The organism is Sinorhizobium sp. 8-89 (genome assembly GCF_030124325.1).
Lineage (GTDB): Bacteria > Pseudomonadota > Alphaproteobacteria > Rhizobiales > Rhizobiaceae > Sinorhizobium.
The window spans coordinates 40,301-58,540 of the sequence record NZ_JASKLR010000030.1 but is presented as its reverse complement, the minus strand read 5'-3'; the positions used below and the strand labels follow the sequence as shown (position 1 = coordinate 58,540).

The following is an 18,240-nucleotide window of genomic DNA, read 5'->3' as shown; positions in this document are numbered from 1 at the left end:
GCCAGGATAGGGCGCGAGTTGCTCGTTCCAATCGATGAGACGAGTGACAGGTTCCCTCCGTGCGACGCGATCTGAACCGGAAAGATCGACCCAATGCGGCCATCCAAACTTGCTCGCGCTAGGGCGCAAATGGCCCCAATTCAGACTTTGAAGGGCTCGACTCCGGCGCTTGAAAGCTGCCATTCAACCTAGCCGGCGTTTCTGCTTGACTTGAGTCCCCGCAACATCAGGTTGGCTGTCGGAGCCACGGCAGCACCCCGTCAGAGTAGCGCATCGAGGACCGCCTTGGCCCTGCCAAGGTCCGCCGTATGGAAACCCTCGGTAAACCGGCGGTAGACCGGCGCGAGCAGATCACGGGCCTCGGCGCGCTTACCTTGGTCACACCACAGGCGCGCGATGGAGGTGCCGGCGCGAAGCTCGAGCGACACAGCAGCCTGTTTCCGCGCGATTTCCAGGGCTTTGAGATATTCCACCTCGGCACTATCCTTGGCCTGTTGTGGCGAGAGCTGCAGGAGTAGCTCGCCCTTCAGCCTGTGGAGCTCCGACTCGTAGAGTCGCTCACTGGTCTCCCCGACTATCGCCAAGCCTTGGTCGAGCGCTTCGAGAGCTTGATCGGGCTGGTTCGCCTTGACGAGTGCCTGGGCAAACAGCGCAAGATAGCATGGCGACAGCCATGCTGAATCGGTCTCGCGCCACCCGTCAAGGCCGGAACGGATCTCAGCCAGACCTCGCTCTTGGTATCCTCCTTCGGCTAGCGCCCATCCCCAGATCACCCGTGCCGTTGCCAGCCAGAATGGGTTGCGCTCCTCCTTGCAGAAAGCGACCGCGGCCTCAGCCGCCTTGTGGGCTCCGGCAAGGTCTCCGCGGAAGTGATACACATAGGGAGCAACGCTCAGTGCGTATGCTGTGGTCGTGGCGTGGCCGAGATCGTGCGCAAGGTCGATAGCCTCCCGACTATGTTTCAGCGCGACATCAGGATAGCCCTGCAGCCATTCAATCCAGGCCAGAAAGGACAGCCCCACGGATCGCGGGTCCTGTCCATAGCGAAACGCCAGTGAGCGGTGCGCCTCTGGATCATAGAGGGCAACAACCTGCTCCATCTGCTCCCGAGCCGCCGCGAGCTGCCCAAGGTTGAGAAGCGTTAGCCCCAGGGTGCGATGCGCCACAACGATCCCACCCCGCGCCCCATGCCGTTCGGCCAGGCGCAGAAACTCTTCCGCGACGCGCCTCGCTTCCTGCTGATGCGCTTTCACCATATGGTAGACCCATTCGCCGTACATTGCAGGAAAGAGCTGCTTCGTATCGCCCAAAGCGCCACAAAGCTCTCGCGCTCTCGTATAGGCGCGGGCCGTTTCCGGAGCGGCGTAACCTTTCGCCGCCGTCAACGGGACCGCCAGGCCGATTTGAAGCATGAGTTCTCGTTTGGCCCGTTCTGGTGAATCGGGCTGTGCCGCCAAGAGCTGCAGCCCCGCGGTTAAATGGCTGATCGCTTCCACGTTGGCCGAGCGTTCAGTCGCCCGCCGTCCGGCCAATAGCCAGTGCGTAATGGCCTCGTCGGTCAGCCCCGCCTTCATATAATGACCAGCAAGGACTTCAGGCTCTGCCTCGGCCTGTGCCGGGAAGTACTCCCGCAGAATCTGGGCGACACGCGCGTGGAGCTGCTGTTTTCTGCTGCGAAGGAGGGTGGCATACGCAGCGTCTTGAACAAGCGCATGCTTGAAGACGTAAGTTGTTTGCGGCGGGACACCACGCCGGAAGACCAGCTCCGATTGCAACAACTGATCGAGAGAGCTCTCAAGCTCCGGCTCCGGCAGAGACGACACGGCGGCGAGAAGCTGATGTGAAAATTCGCGACCAATAACGGCGCCGATCTGCGCAACCTCCTTTACGGGCGCAAGCCGATCCAGCCGGGCCATCAACGAATCCTGCAGCGTGCTCGGAATTGCGAACGGCGGCAGCGAGCCGCGCAAGACAAAGCTGCCGTTCCGAGCGACGAGGAGATCCGATTCCAGGATTGTCTTGGTTAACTCTTCAACGAACAACGGCACACCGTCGGTCTTGAGGGCGATTTGGTCAAGCACCTCCGTCGGCAGGATCTTGCCTCCGGCAACGTTCTCCACCATCGTCTCGACCTGTTTGCGCGTGAGGCGGTTGAGTGAGTGAAACGTCACGTGCGGATAGCGGGTCCAGGTCGGTACGAATTCCGGCCTGAACGTCACGACCACCAGAATCCGGAGTCTCTGCGCTCGATCGATGATCTGGTCCAGTAGCTCATGTGAGGTTGGATCGATCCAGTGCGCATCCTCGAAAATGAAGAGGACCGGCCGATGCGCGGCCAAGCCGTCGACTTGCTGTGCCAAGGCTTCAAATAGGCTCTCCTTTTGCCGCGGTGTGCTCAAATCAACCGCCGGGTAGCGCGTCCCGGTTGGCACTGAAAGCAAAGCGGCGAACAGGGGCACGACCTCCACGAGATTGGTGGCGGATTGTGCGAGCACGGTTTCGAGCTTGTCGAGCTTGGAGTCGGCCGTGTCCTGAGGCCCGATCCCGGCGGCCCGTTCGAGCTGGTCGATAATGGGGTAGAGCGTGCTGTTGCGGTGGTGAGGCGAACACTGGTATCGCAGGCGCGTGTGTGCCTCACTGGTGAGGTGCTCTCGCAGTATTTGGGTAATCCGCGACTTGCCCATGCCGGGATCCGCCGAAATCAGCACGACCTGACCTTCACCTTCGCTCGCTTGACTCCAACGATCCATCAGCAGCGCGATTTCCTGCTCGCGCCCGACAAAGGGAGTCACCCCAGCTTCGTGCGCTGCTTCAAAGCGGGTTTCGGCCCTGGTTGTCCCAATCACCTGCCAGGCCTGAATGGGCGCGGAAAAGCCCTTCAGCTTATGGCTGCCGAGATCGGCGTACTCGAAGAAGCCGCGGGCGAGCTGATGAGTCGTAGGACCAATCACGACAGTGTTCGGCTGCGCAAGCGCCTGAAGGCGAGCGGCAAGATTGGGCGTATCCCCCACGACGCTCTCCTCGTGCGCAGCCCCCTCGCCGATCAGCTCGCCTACGACCACCAGACCCGTCGAAATTCCCACCCGCGCGCCAACTGGCTCATTGGAAGCGGTTCTCAGACCGGCAACTGCGTCGATAAGTGCAAGCCCCGCGTGGATCGCTCTCTCCGCGTCATCTTCATGCGCCTGTGGAAACCCGAAATAGGCCAGCACACCATCGCCCATGTATTTTGCGACGTGTCCTCCCCAACTGCGAATGACGTCCGTGGAACAGCGATGATAGGCGCGGACAATCGCGCCCATGTCCTCAGGATCCAGGCGCGCAGCGAGCGCCGTCGAGCCGACCAGATCACAAAACAAGACGGTCAACTGGCGGCGCTCGGCTCCGCCTTGGGGTGAGCGCGCGGGGCCTTGTACCTGGGGCTCCTGTGTTGCGCTGGCTGGGTGTGCCTTGCCTAGAGCAGCGATCGCCTCGAGCAGCAGCCTCCGATGCCCAACAAGCGTTACGCCCAACTCTTTCAGGTCTTCGGCGGTGAGATGCGGCAGGCTGCGGGCATCAATCTCGTTCTCGCGGAACGGTTCTTCGTACCGCTCAAGGCCCAACTCCCGAAGCCAGGCACCGACATCCATGGCTCATCCGCCTCCGTGTCCCCGGAGCGCAAGGTTCCATTCTACAGCAGATTCGCGAGGAAGGCGCGAGGGAAACCCATCTCCGGGCATCAAACGTCTCAACGTCCGCAACGTAGAGCATTTTGCACGTTTCGAAGAGTGATCGGATGGCAATCTTTGACCCAAGGCGGTCAGCCACCGTTACAGCCCGGAATTTCCGGTGCTGGCCGCGAAGCGGACTTTGAAATGCGCGCGAATTGTGTACCGAGCAAGGCTTGGTGGACGCCCACGCTGGCTAGTCTATGGCGAGGGAGATTGACAGCTCCCTATGTGCTGCGATCTGCTGCTGCAGGAGCGCGATACTCTGCTCGGCGATCCCATTCGCGTCAGCGCCGGCGAGGAAGCGTCGCGACAATTCATCCTGGTCCGTGAGCGTGATCAGGGCGCGCGCGAGCTTGGCCGGGTCGCCCCCCTGTTTGCCGTTCTGGGACTTCCAAAAGGCGATCTGCGCCGTCCGCCTCTCGTCATAGTCCTCGACGGAGGCCTCCGCATAGTTGGTTGACTCTTCTGTGAGAAGTTCAGTGCGGAAAAGGTCTGGTTTCACGATCGGAGAGCGGCATGCAGGGCGTTGACCTGCTTCTCTGACAATGACCTCTCTCAAGAGAGATGAACTCCTGCGGAGGAGTCAAGCATTGTACTTTCTCGTAATTCACCGCCAGACCGAAATGAACCTGCAAGGACGTACGCAGAGCATGAAGAACACCTGACGTCATTCTAAAAACCTCATATAAGAGTTCTCCGCCTTAGTCTTTTCGGAGGATCCAAATGATCCGGCTTAATCTTACCTACCAAAATGGCCGGATCTTGCCTGAGGCCTCCTGATCAAACGGCGCCGTCGTATTCATGACGGCGTGCGTGACTTCAGCTTTCGGCGAGCCTCTCGTCGCGAAAAGATACCCTGCAATGTGGGTCAACTTCAGCTTTGATTCCCGATCGTCACACGGCTGGTGCCGTACGATGCTCAACCTTGCGGCCTCCTCTCCTTTGGTCAACTCGAGCAGAGCATTCGCGTAAACCACGCGTGTCACTTTGCCAGGAGGCCGCCGCCTATCCCACTCATGCACGGCATCAGCGGTTGTCAACATACATGGTATCCTGGAGCACGGTCGTCGTCAGAAGTGCCGGATCGCCGGAACAGGTTTATGAACTCGTCCGCATGCGGACCGAACAGGTGCCCCCAGGAGAGCGATGAGCGGTTTCTCAGGGGCGGGCATCGCGAATCAGCGTGGATAGCTCTTGCCCCAGCTTCTTCTCGTCGACGGGCTTGCTCAACAGCGGGGCGACGCTGAGGGTTCCGGTGAGATGACTTCGTGGGTAGGCAGTGATGACAAGGAACGGGCGCCCGCTGGCCTGCAAGGCGACGGCGATGGGCTCGGAGGTCTCGCCATCCAAGTGAACGTCGAGAATGGCCGAATCCGGGCACTCGTCCGCAATCAACGCCAGCGCCTCGGTGGCGGTGGCAACCGGTCCGATCACGGTGCATCCCCACCTTTTAAGAATGTCCTGAATGTCCAATGCGATGAGTCGTTCGTCTTCGACGACCAGGATCCGCCGGCCGGAGAGCTCGTTATGCAGATCGCCCGTCATCGTCTTTCTCGTCCACGGGAAACTCAAGACGGTATTGCAGCCCGCGCCGCTCGTAGAGAAGCTCCGCCTTGCCCCTCAGTTCATGCGCGACGACATCCTCGAGCAGGCGAGTGCCGAAGCCGGTTCGTTTCGGTGGGATAATCTCTGGCCCGTCCACCTCCTGCCAAGTCAACGAGATACGGCGCCCGTTTATCTCCTCCAGATGCCAACCGAGACGCACCGCTCCTTGGGCGACGCCGATCGCCCCATGCTTGGCCGCGTTCGTCGCCAGTTCGTGAAGCGCCAGACCGAACATACGGGCCTGTCTCGGCGACAGGCGGACCGATGCTCCTTCAATAGCGATCTTCTTTGGATCGCCCTGTCGATAGGGCGCAAGAACCTCGTGCGCGAGCGCCAGCGGATCCACCCGCTCGTCGCTGCTTTCGAACACCAGGCTCTCGGCCGCCGAGAGCGCTTGGAGCCGATCGATGAAGGCGCCGCGGAATTCTTCGGCGGTTCGCCCCTCGGCCGACGTCAGAGAAGCCAGTGCGCGAATGAGGCCGAGTACGTTCTTGACCCGATGCCCGAGTTCTCGCGCGAGGACACCCTGCTCTCGGGCCGATTGTCGGAGTGCATCGTGCGCACGAACCCGCTCGATCGCCGCCGCAAGGAGATTTGCGTAGGTGCGCAGGAACGCGATATCGTCCCCGCCGAAGTTCCGCGGCTCCCGGGCGTCGACCTCCAGCACCCCGAACGGCGCCTGTTCTCCGGCGATTATGACGTTGACCACACTTTTGACACCGTGCCGCAGCAGCACGTCCGGCGCCCTGAAACGATCTTCCACACTGAGATCCGCCGACACAACAGGTTGGTCGGCCCTGAGCGCGTAGCCTCCTGGGGAGTCTTCGTTATCCCCAAAGGTTTCGTGACCGACGACGCCGGGCTCCCAGTTGACGCCGCTGCGGATCAGCATCTCGCCCCGGTCCGGCAGATGCTCGAGCACCTTTACCAGAGGCACGTTGAGCGCCGCAGAGACCAGCTCGCAGGCACGATGAAGCAGAGTGTCGATATCGTCGCTCTGAAAAGCGAACAGCCCGAAATCGGCCAGCGCGGCGCGTTGCGCTCTCAGGCTCTCTTCGACTGTCTGGGTCTGCCCGTCGGTCATCGTCCGCTCCAGTCGGGCGTAACGTTTGCCTCGCGCTAAGGTTCCGGCGAGGCAATGCGTCAGCACCCGCTCCGAAGCCGTGTTTCTCGCGATCAGCTTCACAGTCCGAAGCGAAACCCCTCACGATCCGGTGACGACGGTCCGCGGCGAGGGCGTCGAACCGAAGATCGTATATCGTTCAATCCGCCGAGCGGCGGATGCACGCCCTCGACGACCTTGATCCCCAATGATCCGTCGCTCGCTAAAGCCGCAAATCACATTTGTATTGATATAACATATCAAAGATTTTCAATTATGGAACTTACGCTGCTGATTCAACAGCACTTTATCGGCTTTCACTCCGCCAGTTTGTTAAATTCCTTCTCGACTTCAGACCAGTTCTGGTCTTCAGGTTCGGCTTCAATCCGAGAAAGTTTCGACATTGCAAGTCGCGTGAATAATCATCGAGGTCCTGGCGCGTGGGCTTGGGCGCAGGTTCAGTGAGCGAAACCGAGGAGCCGACTACGCCGACCGATAGTTCCGAGCAGCGCAGATCGTCGTGTCAGAATCTCCGGAGCCGCTGCGTTTTGCGTCGGTCTGCAATGACTCGTCCTTGCATCAGCATCGGCTAAACTGTCGCGACATGTCATCGTGGCATGAGCAGCCTTCTTCGAAACGACGGACGACCAAGCTGCTCATCCCGAAGGGCGGCGGCCCAAAGCGACAGCCGCCCTCCAGGTATCGCGCGAATTAACGGTTTACATCGCTCTTGCCGGAGTTACCGGGAACTCCGTCACCGCCGCCATTACCGAAACCGTTATTCGGGTGCTTGCCGCCCCCACCGCCGCCGTCGCCATCGCCGTCGCCATCGCCGTCGCCGTCACCATCGCCATCGCCATCGCCGTCGCCGTCACCGTCGCCGTCGCCGCCGTCACCATCGCCGCCGTCACCGGTGTCGTAACTCGCTTGCGCAACGTCGATGACAAAAGGCGCGGAATACGCTGCCAAAAGCGCAAGTGCCGTTGACAGAGTCAGAATGCGTGTAAGCTTAGCCACTGTTATCTCCCCTAAAATCCGGAACATGTACAACGCGGCGGTTGAGCGCGAACAAGGCTATCTCATCGCGTTGTTTTCAGTTGGGGTTGTAGAATTTTCGGTCTATTGCGCTCTCGCTTAGTTTAATACCGCGCAATAATTAAAAAAAGCGGGACCAATGGATTAGCTATATTGAGTGGAACAGCTATTATATAATTTTGCTTTTAGTACGATCGGGCTATAAAAGAATAAATATACTCGCCGTTTGGACTAAAGTAAACTGACGCCTAGGACCTTAGTCCGATCGGCACCGTCAGAGGTCTTAAGACCGTCGCGAAACACTCCCACTATCCATAGTGCGGCGGGTGAGCGCCTACGGCCACTTATAGTCCACTGAAATACCCACGGCGTGCCTATTGCTCGATCGGTTGGATCGAGCACCAAGTCGAAGAACGCGAGAAACCAGTAAGGCGGGGCAATGTCTGTGAACGGTCGCATCACTACCCGCCTCCTACGTCGGCTTCCAGATAATGCATTCTCCGCAGGCTTACCGCTCATTGTTGCCGCGTTGCTCGCGATCCTGCTGGCGAACTCCCGGCTCGCAGCATCATGTGTTGCTCGCTTGGTACTAGTCTCGGTCCATTCAGCGTGCAGCAACGGATCAATGATGGATTGATGGCGCTCTTCCTTTTGCGCATTGAGCTCGAGAGGGGGTCCATGAACAATTGTCGAGCCGGAGAAGCTGTCTTCTGCCCGACACTGCAGCGACGGGTGGAATGCTAGTACCGGCGGTATTTTACGCCTTCTTCAATCGAGATGACGCAGAAGCGCTGCGGGGCTGGCGACACCTTCGGCGACGGACGTAGCTTTCGCCTCGGCGTGTTGTCTTTGCTTGGACCCCATGTTCCGTCGTTCGGTGTAGTCGCGGATTTATCTATCGGGAAATTGATCGGCATCTTATCTAGCCACGCCCAGGAGAGGAAGCTTTCAAAAGGAAGCGAAGCGTCTTCGTTGCTTGCGGCCACAATCGAGAACAACAAAGGCACTTCTCATGAATATTGTGTCGCGCCGTCCCTCAGCGGCGTCAGGTCTCAGCCTGCTATGAGTGCCCGCGCTGGTCCCCCGCGCGGGCACTCGCCGTTCTGTCCTATCAGGGAAAGCCTGACCGGCAGACTTGGCGCTGCCGGTCGCTGTTGTTCGCCGCTCAGATCTGCCAGTCGGCGTCGAGCGAATAGGCCTTGATATAGTCGACCTTCATTTCGGCGCCGCCGACGAGGCCCTCGGTTGGCGAGCCTGCCATGCCTCCGACGGCAAGATTGACGAGCATGTACATCGGATCGTGCATGTCAGCTGGGGTGTCGGCGCGAGCGATCGCCGCATCATCGAAGTACCAGACGATTTCGTCTTCCGTCCAAAGCACACCATACTTGTGGAAGCCGCTTGTATCGGTGAGCTTGGCCGCGCTCGCAATGCTGGTTTGCAAACCGGTCTCGTTGGAATGCACGGTAGCGATGACCGTATTCGGATCCTGGCCGCGCATTTCCACGACGTCCAGTTCCGGCGGCCAGGAACCGTCCGCCGGCAGCAGCCAAAAGGCTGGCCATGCCCCCTCGTCGTCCGGCATGTCGGCGCGCATCTCGAAATAGCCGTAGGTCTGGGCGAAGGACGAGTAGGTCGTCAGCATGCCAGAGGTGTAATCATAGCCGTCGGTTTCGGCCTGGATCGCCTCGGACGCCGGTTTGGCGGTGATCGTCAGAACGCCGTCCGTGACCGAGAATGGATTGGCCGCGGCGGTCGGCTGATAGGCCGGATTGATGTACCACTGCAATTCGCCGTTTCCGGTGAGAGTCGCTCCCTTCTCCGGCGCCCACCAGAACTTCGGGTCCCACACACCGCTTGTGCCGTCGTTGAGCTGAAGCGTGTTGAACTCGTCCGAGAAGGTCTGCGTCAGAACGGATCGGTCCAGCGCCAGGCTGAACTGGCTCGCCTGCAGCTGATCGGCGGTGGTGTTCGCAAAGACGAGGCTCTCTCCATCGGCGAGGCTCAGTTTGAGATTGGCGGCCTCCTGGGTCACGTTTGCCACGATCTGCTCGAAAGACGTGAAGCCGTAACCTTCGAGCCTGACGATATCGTCGGCGCCGAAGTCGCTGATCAGGTCGCTACCGTTGCCGCTCTTGAAAGCGAACGTATCCTGACCGCCGGCCCCAATGAGGACATCATTGCCGGCCCCGCCGTCAAGCGTCTGGCTGCCCGCGCCGCCGGTGATGATGTTGTCAGCACTGTTTCCGAAGGCAAAACGGTCGTCGCCGGTGACCGTCAGGTTCTCGAAATTCTCCGGCAGCGCATAGTTCATCCAGGTGCTGATAGTATCAACACCCTCGCCGGGCGCCTCAGAGGCCTGGTTGCCCCCTGAATAGAGATAATAGATATCGTCGCCTGTGCCCCCGATCATGGTGACATGGACGGAACTGTCGCCCCACATCGAATCGTTGCCGGCGGTTCCGTAGAGGACCGATCCGGACCCGCTGGCGGAAAACCATGCCGTAGAACCGCCGCTATAGGACAGCGGCTCGCCCAAGGCATTAGTGACCGTTCTGCTCATCGAGAAGTCTCCTGTTTAGTGGTACGACCCCCGCCCCGCAGGAGCACCCCTTAGCATCCCGTAGTGTGACTTGTCGCACACACTCGCGCCTTATCCGGGCACCTCGAGCTTGCCGAACAAAGGTTGGAAGTTACCGCTGTGGCCGCCGCAGGCCCAGCTTAACGGCCGTCAAGCTCAAGTATCGGGCTGGTGGCGGGATGACGACGGCGATGGTGGCGCAGATGGCAGCGCCCCTCGAAAGAAAGTGCCACAGATGGCCTGATTTATCGGAACCATCGGAGGAGCCCTGCGTTTGGCGCAATCGCTCCTATCCGAGGCGATGTTCTTCGAAGCAGGGTCGGCTCAGCACCCCTCCCTGTTCTCCCGAGTCGACCAGCTGGCAGCGCCCTCTCCTTCCGTCTGGGGCGCTGCCTTTCATTGGTCAAGAGAGAAAGCCGATCCTTTCGGCCCTCGTCCACAGACACAACGATTGACGTCTTGCTGGATCGTTATGGTGCAGGCATTGCTCTCGGTGATCGTGGAATTCCTTACCCCAGGAGAAGAGGCAGCTACGTCCCGAACATCGCGTCTCCACAAGCCTAAAGGCTCCTGTAATGCCTCGCGGGACAGCTCGGGTGAGACAGCGCCGTCTGGTCGTCCATCGTCCGTCGGCTATCGGGTACCGCGCCGCGCCACCCTTTCTCTTTCTCTGATGATGCGGTCGCGCTCACCAACAACTTGTGCCAAGCTCTGCGCGAAACTGACCAACAATTTGCGCGCTGTTGTGGCATCTCGGCCATCGCTCTCCAGCTTGGCAACGAGCTCCCCTTGTAGTGCGACGAGCTTGCCGGCCTCGGCAACGCGCCGTTCTGCGGCCGCAAGTCGCTTCTCGAGTTGAGAGAGTTCGTCCATGTTAAAGTATAGCACGGATCTGCCGCGTCTCAGGCTGCGAACTACTCGGCAAGGGGCTTAGGACCTTTGATGCACTGTGTCGAATTCAGGTACCAGGCTGAGAATCAGTCGGTGGTAACTCCGACGGCTTGCTGGTTCACCTTCTGGATGTCTTTCACTCCGTTCAGTTAATCCAGAGCTCCAATTCGGAAGCGACAATGATGACCGTACGCCTGATCTTCAACATTCTCGCCGTGTGTGGCACGGGCCTTTTCACCAGAGCCCTGCTGACTATCGGCCCGACGCTGGGCTCCTATTGAAAGAGCCTGTCGCCGGCCGAATTTCTCGATTGGTTTTCAACGAACATCCATTTCATCGGCAAAACGCTGCCTGTCTGCCTCGCCACGATGCTTCTTGGCTTGGCCGGCTCACTCTGGCTGGGATGGTCGGACGTGCAACAACGCTACCTCTGGGGCGTCGCGTTGGTCTGCATTATTGATAACGGGCCGATGAACAGCCAGTTCGTCAGCAAGTCCATTCCCCCTGATCGGGTTGCTGCAGTGCTGAGCATACGGCTGATGCTCCACGCTGTCCGCATCGTGCTTGGACTCATCGCCTCTGCCATGGGCGTGATCGCGGTGTATTTGGGCTGACGGATGGCGGCTGATCCCATCGCGCTCAAACTCGCGGCGAAGCGAGCGAGCGCCCCATTCGGGGCACTGGACGACGACGCCACTAGCCGCGTTCGACGCCCTTTGCTGCCACGGTGCCATTGACGTCAGCCGACATCAGAAACTCCGACAATTGCTTGGCAGCTTCTGTGTCCTTTGGATCGGCGCTGATGCCGATGGCGAAGTCGATTTAACTTTGGAGTTCCGACGGAAACCGCCCGACAAGCATGAGGTCGGGAGCGGCGGCGAGGATTGAGGTCACGGGAACAACCGCCAACTCGGCTTCGCCACGGGCTACAGCCAGCGCTATCTGCCCTCCTGCTATACCCACTAGCCTGGGCTTCACCTCGTTCGCTATTCCTAGGCGCTCTAGCAAACCGGAGAAGTAGCCGCCGCTGGTTCCGTCAGCAGCGTAGGCGATTGATCTGACGTTCTTCAATACGTGTTCGATCGCTTCCACAGAGCCTATGTCGAGCGGTCGAATGCCCGCCCTGGCTGCCACGCCCATTGACCCGCTCGACGTCGCCGGCATGATGATTCTCCTAGGTATTGTTGCGATGTTTGCCATAACTTGGCTCGCGGCCTGAGGACTAAATCGGGACTGAGATGCAGTTAGATTAGCTGTTGAATCCCAAGAAAGCCGTAGACCGCGATCGCGAGCAGGGCGAGGACCAGCAATAGAATGATTATCGTCGATTCTCTCTTAGTCATTCCGGTGACATAAGAGCGTACAACCGGTTTGGAATAGGACTGAAGTCTTACGACAACGAGTTGCCGCACCCTCGGTCGAGCGCAAACGAGATCAAAACCGCTTGCGCCCTTTTCGGCGGAAGCCACCCCCCGTCAACCGACACGATGTTGTGCAGGTTGCGCGTTGGGAGAGCGGCTGCCCAATGATGAAGCAGCACGCTGGGTCGGAAGCTGGTTGTACACCGGGATTTCATGGGGACCGGCGTCGGCCCCGCCGCCGACATCTGTGACGAACCGCATCGAAGTCGACGAACGCGGCGGATCACAGGCCCGCGAGTCATAGTGACGATTTCACCTTTTCCGCGACTTCGGGAGAAAGCCACTTTGTCCAAATCTCGGGATTCTCCTCCAGAAAGTATCTTGCAGCATCCTCGCCCGTGGCTTGATTCTCGGTCATCCAGGCTAACAGCTCGTTCAGCGTGGCATTGTCCCAGCGCCTCTTCTTCAGGTAGTCCATCGCCGCACCGGCACGATCAGCGAACTCGCGGGTGACGAGCGTCTCCACTTTGTCGGTCGGCCAATCGTTTACTTTCGGATCTTCGCAATCAACCACCGTGTTGCAACGCTTCCATTCCGCTGAATCGTGTGGCGCGTCGAAATCCAGCTTGACCATTTGGTATTTACCGAGCAGCGAAGTCGGTGACCAGTAGTAGCCGAACCAACCGACCCTGCGTTCGCGAGTAGACACTGCTAGGATATGCGCAGCAAGAACCCCGCCGAAGCTGCGTGCGAGTGCGTTAGGCGCTACCAATCCCAGGTCTGGCGATTATACCAATCGTCGATGTCGCGCCGCGCACGGTCCTTTTCGATGCCGTAGCGCTCCTGGATCTTGCCTTCGAGCTGGTCGCGGTTGCCGGCGATCCGGTCGAGGTCGTCGTCAGTGAGCTTGCCCCACTGCTCTTTGATCTTGCCTTTAACCTGCTTCCAGTTTCCTTCCACGCGGTTCCAGTCCATTGCGTATCCTCCTGTTCACATATTGTGAAACTCAAACCCGCAACGCAGGATTTTGTTCTGCTAGCCGTCGCCGCTGATTCAGGACGTAGGTCTCCTGATCACCCACTGCGGTCGTTAGGGGCGCGATCCTTCGATGATCTCCGGCTGCCCGTTTAAGGTTCATCGACCCTCGCAAGTTGGAAGAAGTAGATCCGTTCGTCGCCGCTCATCGCCCCCATGATTCTCTGCTCATGGATCCGACGGAAATAAACGACGATAGGTTGACCGTCGTAGAGCATGGCGGCACCTGCCACGCCGTCAAACGGCATGGATTTCAGGGAGGCCACCGGGCCGTTCGCCCGAAGTCCACACTGGAGATACGGAAACAGGTTTCTCGCGACGCGCATCCTGCCGATCTTGCGGAACCGGAGCGCCAGGCGAAGTAGTATTCTTGCCGGATCGATCGCGATCAGCCGCCGCTCGCCCGAACAAAACAGCAGCGCATCAACGCGCAGGTCTGGCCTAAACCGTTTGCCGAACCAACCCAGATTCTCCAGCACGCCGTCGACCCGATGCCCAGCCGGGATGCCACGCCCCCTCCATAGCCCGACCATTTCGCGTGGCTCCAACGGCTGCAAGCTTCGAAATATCTCAAGAGCTGTCTGCTGCTCTCTCACCGGAAGAAATGTCCTTGTTCCTGCGCCGCTTGGCCCTCCGCTTGGCGTGGCGTACACATTCCGGAACTCTTTAAGTCTGCAACTCCAACCGCGGTCCGCTGGATTCGTGTCTGCCAGATTGCGCCAACGTCGAGGACCGACCCCAGGCGGACGTCGGCTCGACTGTTCAATGGTCAACCGCTAGCATGCCGCCCATGCGCATTCCAATTGAGTTCGTCCTATTCGGGTTGATGCTGCTGGGTGTCGCGCTGTTCCGCAAACGCGAGCTGGAGATCAGCCTCGTCGGGCTGCTGGTCATACTTGCGTACGCAGCTTTCTTCAGTGCCTTTCCGACCGGGACGGGCGCCGACGGCCTGATCCGTCACCTCGAGCGTGAGTGGGTGATAGCTACCAACCTGCTGCTGCTCCTCATCGGCTTTGAGCTGCTTTCCAGTCATTTCGAGCACAGCAATGTGCCGGACCATCTGCCGCGGCTGCTGCCCGACAACTGGACCGGCGGGCTGGTGCTGCTCGGCATAATCTTCGTCCTGGCCGCATTTCTTGACAATATCGCAGCGGCAGTGCTCGGCGGTGTTATGGCCCGGCACGTCTATAAGGGCCGGGTGAGCGTCGGCTTCCTCGCTGCCATTGTCGCAGCGGCCAATGCGGGCGGGGCCGGCAGCGTTATCGGTGACACGACCACCACTATCATGTGGCTGAACGGCGTGTCACCGATCACAGTACTGGCCGCCTATGTCGCAGCAGTTGCCGCCTTCGCGGTCTTCGGGCCGCTCAGCGCCCTGTACCAGCACCGCTTCCAACCGATCCTTGCCAACGATTTTGGCGAGCGGCCGCTCCACTGGCGACGGGTCTGGATCGTCGCGGTCATTCTCGCCATCGCCGTTGCTGCCAATGTCCTCGCAAATCTGCTCAGCGAGGGCGAGGAAACGGCGCCGTGGTTGGGAATAGCGCTGTGGATCGCGATCCTGGTTACGAGCCCCATCGCGCGACCCGACTGGTCGGCAATGCGGCCGGCGGCCAAGGGAGCGATTTTTCTCGTTGCCCTGGTGCTCTCGGCCTCACTAATGCCGGTGAGGGCCTTGCCGGACCCTTCCTGGCAGTCGGCCTTTTTCCTCGGGCTCCTATCGTCTGTATTCGACAACATCCCGCTTACCGTGCTCGCCTTGCGGCAGGGCGGATATGACTGGGCACTGCTCTCCTATGCGGTCGGCTTTGGCGGCTCGATGGTTTGGTTCGGCTCCTCTGCCGGCGTGGCTCTGACCAACGAATACCCGGAAGGTCGCTCGGTGACGGCATGGCTAAAGCAAGGGTGGTTCGTTCCACTTGCCTATGTGGTGGGCTTTGCCGTCATGCTGCTCGTGACGGGGTGGGACCCGAGCTAACGCTTGGATCGATCCGCTTGACTTCGACCGCCCTCGCCGGCAAGTGCGCAGAACGGCTGGATCGGGGCCCTGACCAGAATTGCGGCCGAGGCGCCTTTGCCGGACATTGCGCTTGACGTGCGTCAATGCCACGCGAACTACGGCCCCTATGATCATCACGGTCTGCAATGATTTTCGGAGACAGGGATGAACGAGCAGCTTGGAAAGAAGATCCTGGCGCTGTTGGATCAGCACCGGATCATGACGATTGCAACGCTGAGGCCGGATGGTTGGCCGCAGGCGACCACCGTCGGCTACGTGAACGAAGGCCTTACGCTCTACTTTCTATGCGGTCTGGATAGCCAGAAGGCGGCGAACCTGGCGCGAGACGATCGCGTGTCCTTGACCATCGATCACGACACGCCACAAGTGATGGAAATCACCGGACTTTCCATGGCGGCGCGCGCTGAACTCGTCGTCGACCGAAGTGAAGCGGAAAAGGTGTTGCGGATGCTGCCGTTGAAGTATCCGGGGCAAGTCTCGCTGCCGGGGCCAATGCCGAGTCCGGATCAGGTGCGCATATTCCGTGTCACGCCGACAGTCATCTCCGTGCTCGACTACAACAAAGGTTTCGGCCACACTGATCTCGTCACCTGCTAGCGGCAAGAACCACCGGTTTGTGACCTACCTTCTGCCGTACATCGTACCCGCGGTTTCAACCTGCGGGGCGATCATCGCGGCTAACCCGGAATGCTGGCCGAGTGCCAGCGCCAAAACACTTCCACCGACCGCCACGAACGTCGCGACGGCGGTCATTGCAAACGAAGCAAGATAGCCCACCACACAGCCGGAGCTTCCGATGCGGCCAAAAACTCGGCATACCGCACGGGTTGGATGTGCTGTCGCAGCTTCGATTCAATACCGCCATTGGTTCAGCTTCTGCTCAGCAACGGAGGCGGCTGCGATTATCGACTGCGTCGCGCGAAGTCGCATGTTGATAACGGGAGTTAGTCTCGACCGCATAAACATTCCATGTGTCCGGAAGCGAGATCGTATTAGAATATCGGGACATCGGCAGGAAATCGCCACATCGTGGTGACACAAACCTATGGTTAGTCGAAATCTCCCCTTCGAATATTTTTTCCTGGGTAATGTCCGCTTCTCCGGGGATATTGTTGCTAATATTGGGGCGCGACCGGTTCGAGAGGTCGCTATCGACCCGGAAGGTTGCCAATACCGCTTTGTTGGGCTGGCCGGCAGGGACCGTTGTGGACGTGTCGATGTGGCAGCGCTGCAGCAGCAAGAGTGGATCGTTGCACCCGATCTTATCTATAAGAGGATTGACGGTCTCGACTGAATTCAATCCGATCCACGGCAGACGCCGCGGCCGCTATTGATGCGCAAACCGGCGGTTCGGCGCCTTAGTGTCGAGCTTCGCCTTTCCACCCAACCGCGACGGAGGGAACCGGAACAACCGACCCGAAGCTGTAAAGCCGCCCGAATTGCGCGCCACGTCGGCTCCCTTATCGATCAGCACTTCGACTATCCCGGGCCGGTCTGCGAGTGCGGCGTTGATAAGAGCCGTTGCCCCGTCGCGCGCCCGGCTGTCGACATCGGCCCCTGCGGCAAGAGCCCGCTCGACCGCTGCTGCGTTTCCGCTTGCTACCGCATCTTCCCGCGGTGGCCGTCGTCACCGTGAGAATCAAAGCTAATGACGTCAGCACCGCGCGCATTACCAAACCTTGAACCCTAGCATAACACGCGTCAGGACTTTTCGGCACACCTCACTGGGGTGTGCCCGCGCCGCTTCCGCCCAGCGGGCACACATTGTGATTTTGGAAGTTCGAGATTGAGCGTAGCGTAGTTGCTCAGAACTTCGGCGCCATCCGTTTCTGGAGGACAAGCCCATGGCCATGTTCCCGCGGTGCGCAAGGCGCTGACAAGAGCGGGCTGGAGTTTATCCGACATCGAGCGCATCGAGATCAACGAGGCCTTCGCCGCCGTGCCAATCGCGGTCGCCCACGAGCTCGGCCTGCCGGAAGACATCGTGAATGTCGAAGGCGGCGCTATCGCGCATGGCCACCCGATCGGTGCGACCGGCGCCATCCTGACGACCGGCTCCTGCATGCGATGAAGCGTGAGGGACTGCGCCGCGGGATGGTGACACTCTGCATCGGCGGAGGACAGGGCATTGCACTGGCGCTTGAGGTGCTGTAGCCGTGGCAATATCGGCCGGTGCGGATATTGAAGTCCTGCGGAGCACGTCCTGCGGTACTTGGCGTGGTTCAGGTGCGCCAGAAGAGCATTTTCGCTGGATCAGCAAGCCCGTTCCTTGCCTTGACGTGCGTCACAAGCTATCGGCAAGGCGGCCTACACCATCGACGTCAAAGTGCACGCAGCAGTGCGGCACGCCGCGGCTCGACGGTGATCCGGGTTCAATCGCACCCGGCCTCCCACCGAGATCCGAAACGAGCTCCGGTGGCGCAAGTCTAAGGTCCGTTTATTGGTGTAATGCCGGGCTTTTGGCAGTACGGCAACGAGTGTCCGCAGTCCACCCTGGTGAGACCTACACGAACGAGCAGAGTCGACCCGAAGCGGACTGTCAGTTCGTTGCGGGACGGCAGGTATGCGCCAGAAGCAGAAGTCATCCTGGAAACAGCCAGGTTCCGCTCTCGGCCCGAAGCTGCCGCTCTACGAGATCGCATGGAATGTCTGTACTGGCACCAAAGCAAACGACACCCGGCAGCAGAAGCTAGTGCTCAATCGCCGTTCTGCCGCTAAACTTGCGCAGACAGAGGACGAAGTCACGCGACTTCCGTGCAGACAAAATCGCTGAATTGTCCGTCCGGATAGGCGGCCGAAAACGCCGATTGAATGAAAGCCGCCGACGTATCCGGCGCGTCCACGACGGCAGTTTCGATTCCCGCCGCCCGCGTGAATGGTAATCGGCCGCGGATCAGTTC

Annotated in this window: 12 protein-coding genes and 5 pseudogenes; 5 read left to right on the top strand and 12 right to left on the bottom strand. The window is 59.8% G+C overall.

Annotated elements, in window-relative coordinates:
• Nucleotides 1-260 precede the first annotated feature (260 nt).
• The 5 genes and pseudogenes from QN219_RS29845 to QN219_RS29825 all read right to left on the bottom strand — a co-directional run bounded on the left by QN219_RS29845 (nt 261) and on the right by QN219_RS29825 (nt 7,434).
• Nucleotides 261-3,629 (bottom strand): AAA family ATPase, encoded by a 3,369-nt coding sequence (locus QN219_RS29845; protein ID WP_284004017.1) that lies wholly within the window; start codon nt 3,627-3,629, stop codon nt 261-263.
• A gap of 274 nt (nt 3,630-3,903) precedes the next feature.
• Nucleotides 3,904-4,215 (bottom strand): annotated as a pseudogene (locus tag QN219_RS29840) (short-chain dehydrogenase/reductase); the annotation flags it as partial.
• Between the two features lie 653 nt (nt 4,216-4,868).
• Nucleotides 4,869-5,255 (bottom strand): response regulator, encoded by a 387-nt coding sequence (locus tag QN219_RS29835; protein ID WP_284004016.1) that lies wholly within the window; start codon nt 5,253-5,255, stop codon nt 4,869-4,871.
• Nucleotides 5,236-6,399 carry a sensor histidine kinase gene (locus QN219_RS29830; RefSeq protein ID WP_284004015.1) on the bottom strand — a complete coding sequence of 388 codons (1,164 nt, stop codon included), beginning with the start codon at nt 6,397-6,399 and terminating at the stop codon, nt 5,236-5,238. The genes QN219_RS29835 and QN219_RS29830 overlap by 20 nt, the downstream gene beginning before the upstream one ends.
• A gap of 729 nt (nt 6,400-7,128) precedes the next feature.
• Nucleotides 7,129-7,434: a hypothetical protein gene (locus QN219_RS29825; RefSeq protein WP_284004014.1), complete on the bottom strand. Its 306-nt coding sequence runs from the start codon at nt 7,432-7,434 to the stop codon at nt 7,129-7,131.
• A gap of 704 nt (nt 7,435-8,138) precedes the next feature.
• Between QN219_RS29825 and QN219_RS29820 the strand changes: the two genes are divergently transcribed.
• Nucleotides 8,139-8,279, top strand: a complete 141-nt coding sequence (locus tag QN219_RS29820; RefSeq protein ID WP_284004013.1) for a Na+/H+ antiporter NhaA — start codon at nt 8,139-8,141, stop codon at nt 8,277-8,279.
• Between the two features lie 338 nt (nt 8,280-8,617).
• Here the strand turns inward: QN219_RS29820 and QN219_RS29815 are convergent, their stop codons facing one another.
• The gene (locus QN219_RS29815) at nt 8,618-10,015 is read right to left on the bottom strand and encodes a family 16 glycosylhydrolase (RefSeq protein WP_284004011.1); all 1,398 of its coding nucleotides are present in this window, start codon (nt 10,013-10,015) and stop codon (nt 8,618-8,620) included.
• A 651-nt stretch (nt 10,016-10,666) separates the two neighbouring features.
• Nucleotides 10,667-10,906: a hypothetical protein gene (locus tag QN219_RS29810; RefSeq protein WP_284004009.1), complete on the bottom strand. Its 240-nt coding sequence runs from the start codon at nt 10,904-10,906 to the stop codon at nt 10,667-10,669.
• A gap of 431 nt (nt 10,907-11,337) precedes the next feature.
• On the opposite strand from QN219_RS29810, the gene QN219_RS29805 reads away from it, so the two are divergent.
• Nucleotides 11,338-11,538, top strand: coding sequence for a hypothetical protein (locus tag QN219_RS29805; RefSeq protein WP_284004007.1), 201 nt, complete (start codon nt 11,338-11,340; stop codon nt 11,536-11,538).
• Nucleotides 11,539-11,620: 82 nt separating this feature from the next.
• On the opposite strand, the pseudogene QN219_RS29800 reads toward QN219_RS29805, so the two are convergent.
• From QN219_RS29800 to QN219_RS29785, 4 genes and pseudogenes are all read right to left on the bottom strand, one after another.
• Nucleotides 11,621-12,067 (bottom strand): annotated as a pseudogene (locus QN219_RS29800) (molybdate ABC transporter substrate-binding protein); the annotation flags it as partial.
• A 516-nt stretch (nt 12,068-12,583) separates the two neighbouring features.
• Nucleotides 12,584-12,982 (bottom strand): annotated as a pseudogene (locus QN219_RS29795) (glycine betaine ABC transporter substrate-binding protein); the annotation flags it as partial.
• 68 nt (nt 12,983-13,050) lie between these two features.
• Nucleotides 13,051-13,260 carry a CsbD family protein gene (locus tag QN219_RS29790; protein ID WP_283978983.1) on the bottom strand — a complete coding sequence of 70 codons (210 nt, stop codon included), beginning with the start codon at nt 13,258-13,260 and terminating at the stop codon, nt 13,051-13,053.
• Nucleotides 13,261-13,412: 152 nt separating this feature from the next.
• Nucleotides 13,413-13,916: a GXWXG domain-containing protein gene (locus tag QN219_RS29785; protein ID WP_284004006.1), complete on the bottom strand. Its 504-nt coding sequence runs from the start codon at nt 13,914-13,916 to the stop codon at nt 13,413-13,415.
• 194 nt (nt 13,917-14,110) lie between these two features.
• On the opposite strand from QN219_RS29785, the gene QN219_RS29780 reads away from it, so the two are divergent.
• Both QN219_RS29780 and QN219_RS29775 read left to right on the top strand, forming a co-directional pair.
• Entirely contained in the window at nt 14,111-15,298 is a 1,188-nt protein-coding gene (locus tag QN219_RS29780; RefSeq protein ID WP_284004003.1) for an SLC13 family permease, read from the top strand.
• Nucleotides 15,299-15,484: 186 nt separating this feature from the next.
• The gene (locus QN219_RS29775) at nt 15,485-15,937 is read left to right on the top strand and encodes a pyridoxamine 5'-phosphate oxidase family protein (protein WP_284004002.1); all 453 of its coding nucleotides are present in this window, start codon (nt 15,485-15,487) and stop codon (nt 15,935-15,937) included.
• A 730-nt stretch (nt 15,938-16,667) separates the two neighbouring features.
• Here the strand turns inward: QN219_RS29775 and QN219_RS34335 are convergent.
• Nucleotides 16,668-16,886: pseudogene (locus QN219_RS34335) on the bottom strand (hypothetical protein); the annotation flags it as partial.
• A 300-nt stretch (nt 16,887-17,186) separates the two neighbouring features.
• Here QN219_RS34335 and QN219_RS29765 point away from each other — a divergent pair.
• A pseudogene (locus QN219_RS29765) lies at nt 17,187-17,494 on the top strand (acetyl-CoA C-acyltransferase); the annotation flags it as partial.
• Nucleotides 17,495-18,240: the final 746 nt, after the last annotated feature.

Coding starts and splice junctions, on each gene's coding strand:
- QN219_RS29845 (WP_284004017.1), bottom strand. CDS start 3,629: ATGGATGTCGGTGCCTGGCTTCGGGAGTTGGGCCTTGAGCGGTACGAA.
- QN219_RS29835 (WP_284004016.1), bottom strand. CDS start 5,255: ATGACGGGCGATCTGCATAACGAGCTCTCCGGCCGGCGGATCCTGGTC.
- QN219_RS29830 (WP_284004015.1), bottom strand. CDS start 6,399: ATGACCGACGGGCAGACCCAGACAGTCGAAGAGAGCCTGAGAGCGCAA.
- QN219_RS29815 (WP_284004011.1), bottom strand. CDS start 10,015: ATGAGCAGAACGGTCACTAATGCCTTGGGCGAGCCGCTGTCCTATAGC.
- QN219_RS29810 (WP_284004009.1), bottom strand. CDS start 10,906: ATGGACGAACTCTCTCAACTCGAGAAGCGACTTGCGGCCGCAGAACGG.
- QN219_RS29790 (WP_283978983.1), bottom strand. CDS start 13,260: ATGGACTGGAACCGCGTGGAAGGAAACTGGAAGCAGGTTAAAGGCAAG.
- QN219_RS29780 (WP_284004003.1), top strand. CDS start 14,111: ATGCGCATTCCAATTGAGTTCGTCCTATTCGGGTTGATGCTGCTGGGT.
- QN219_RS29775 (WP_284004002.1), top strand. CDS start 15,485: ATGAACGAGCAGCTTGGAAAGAAGATCCTGGCGCTGTTGGATCAGCAC.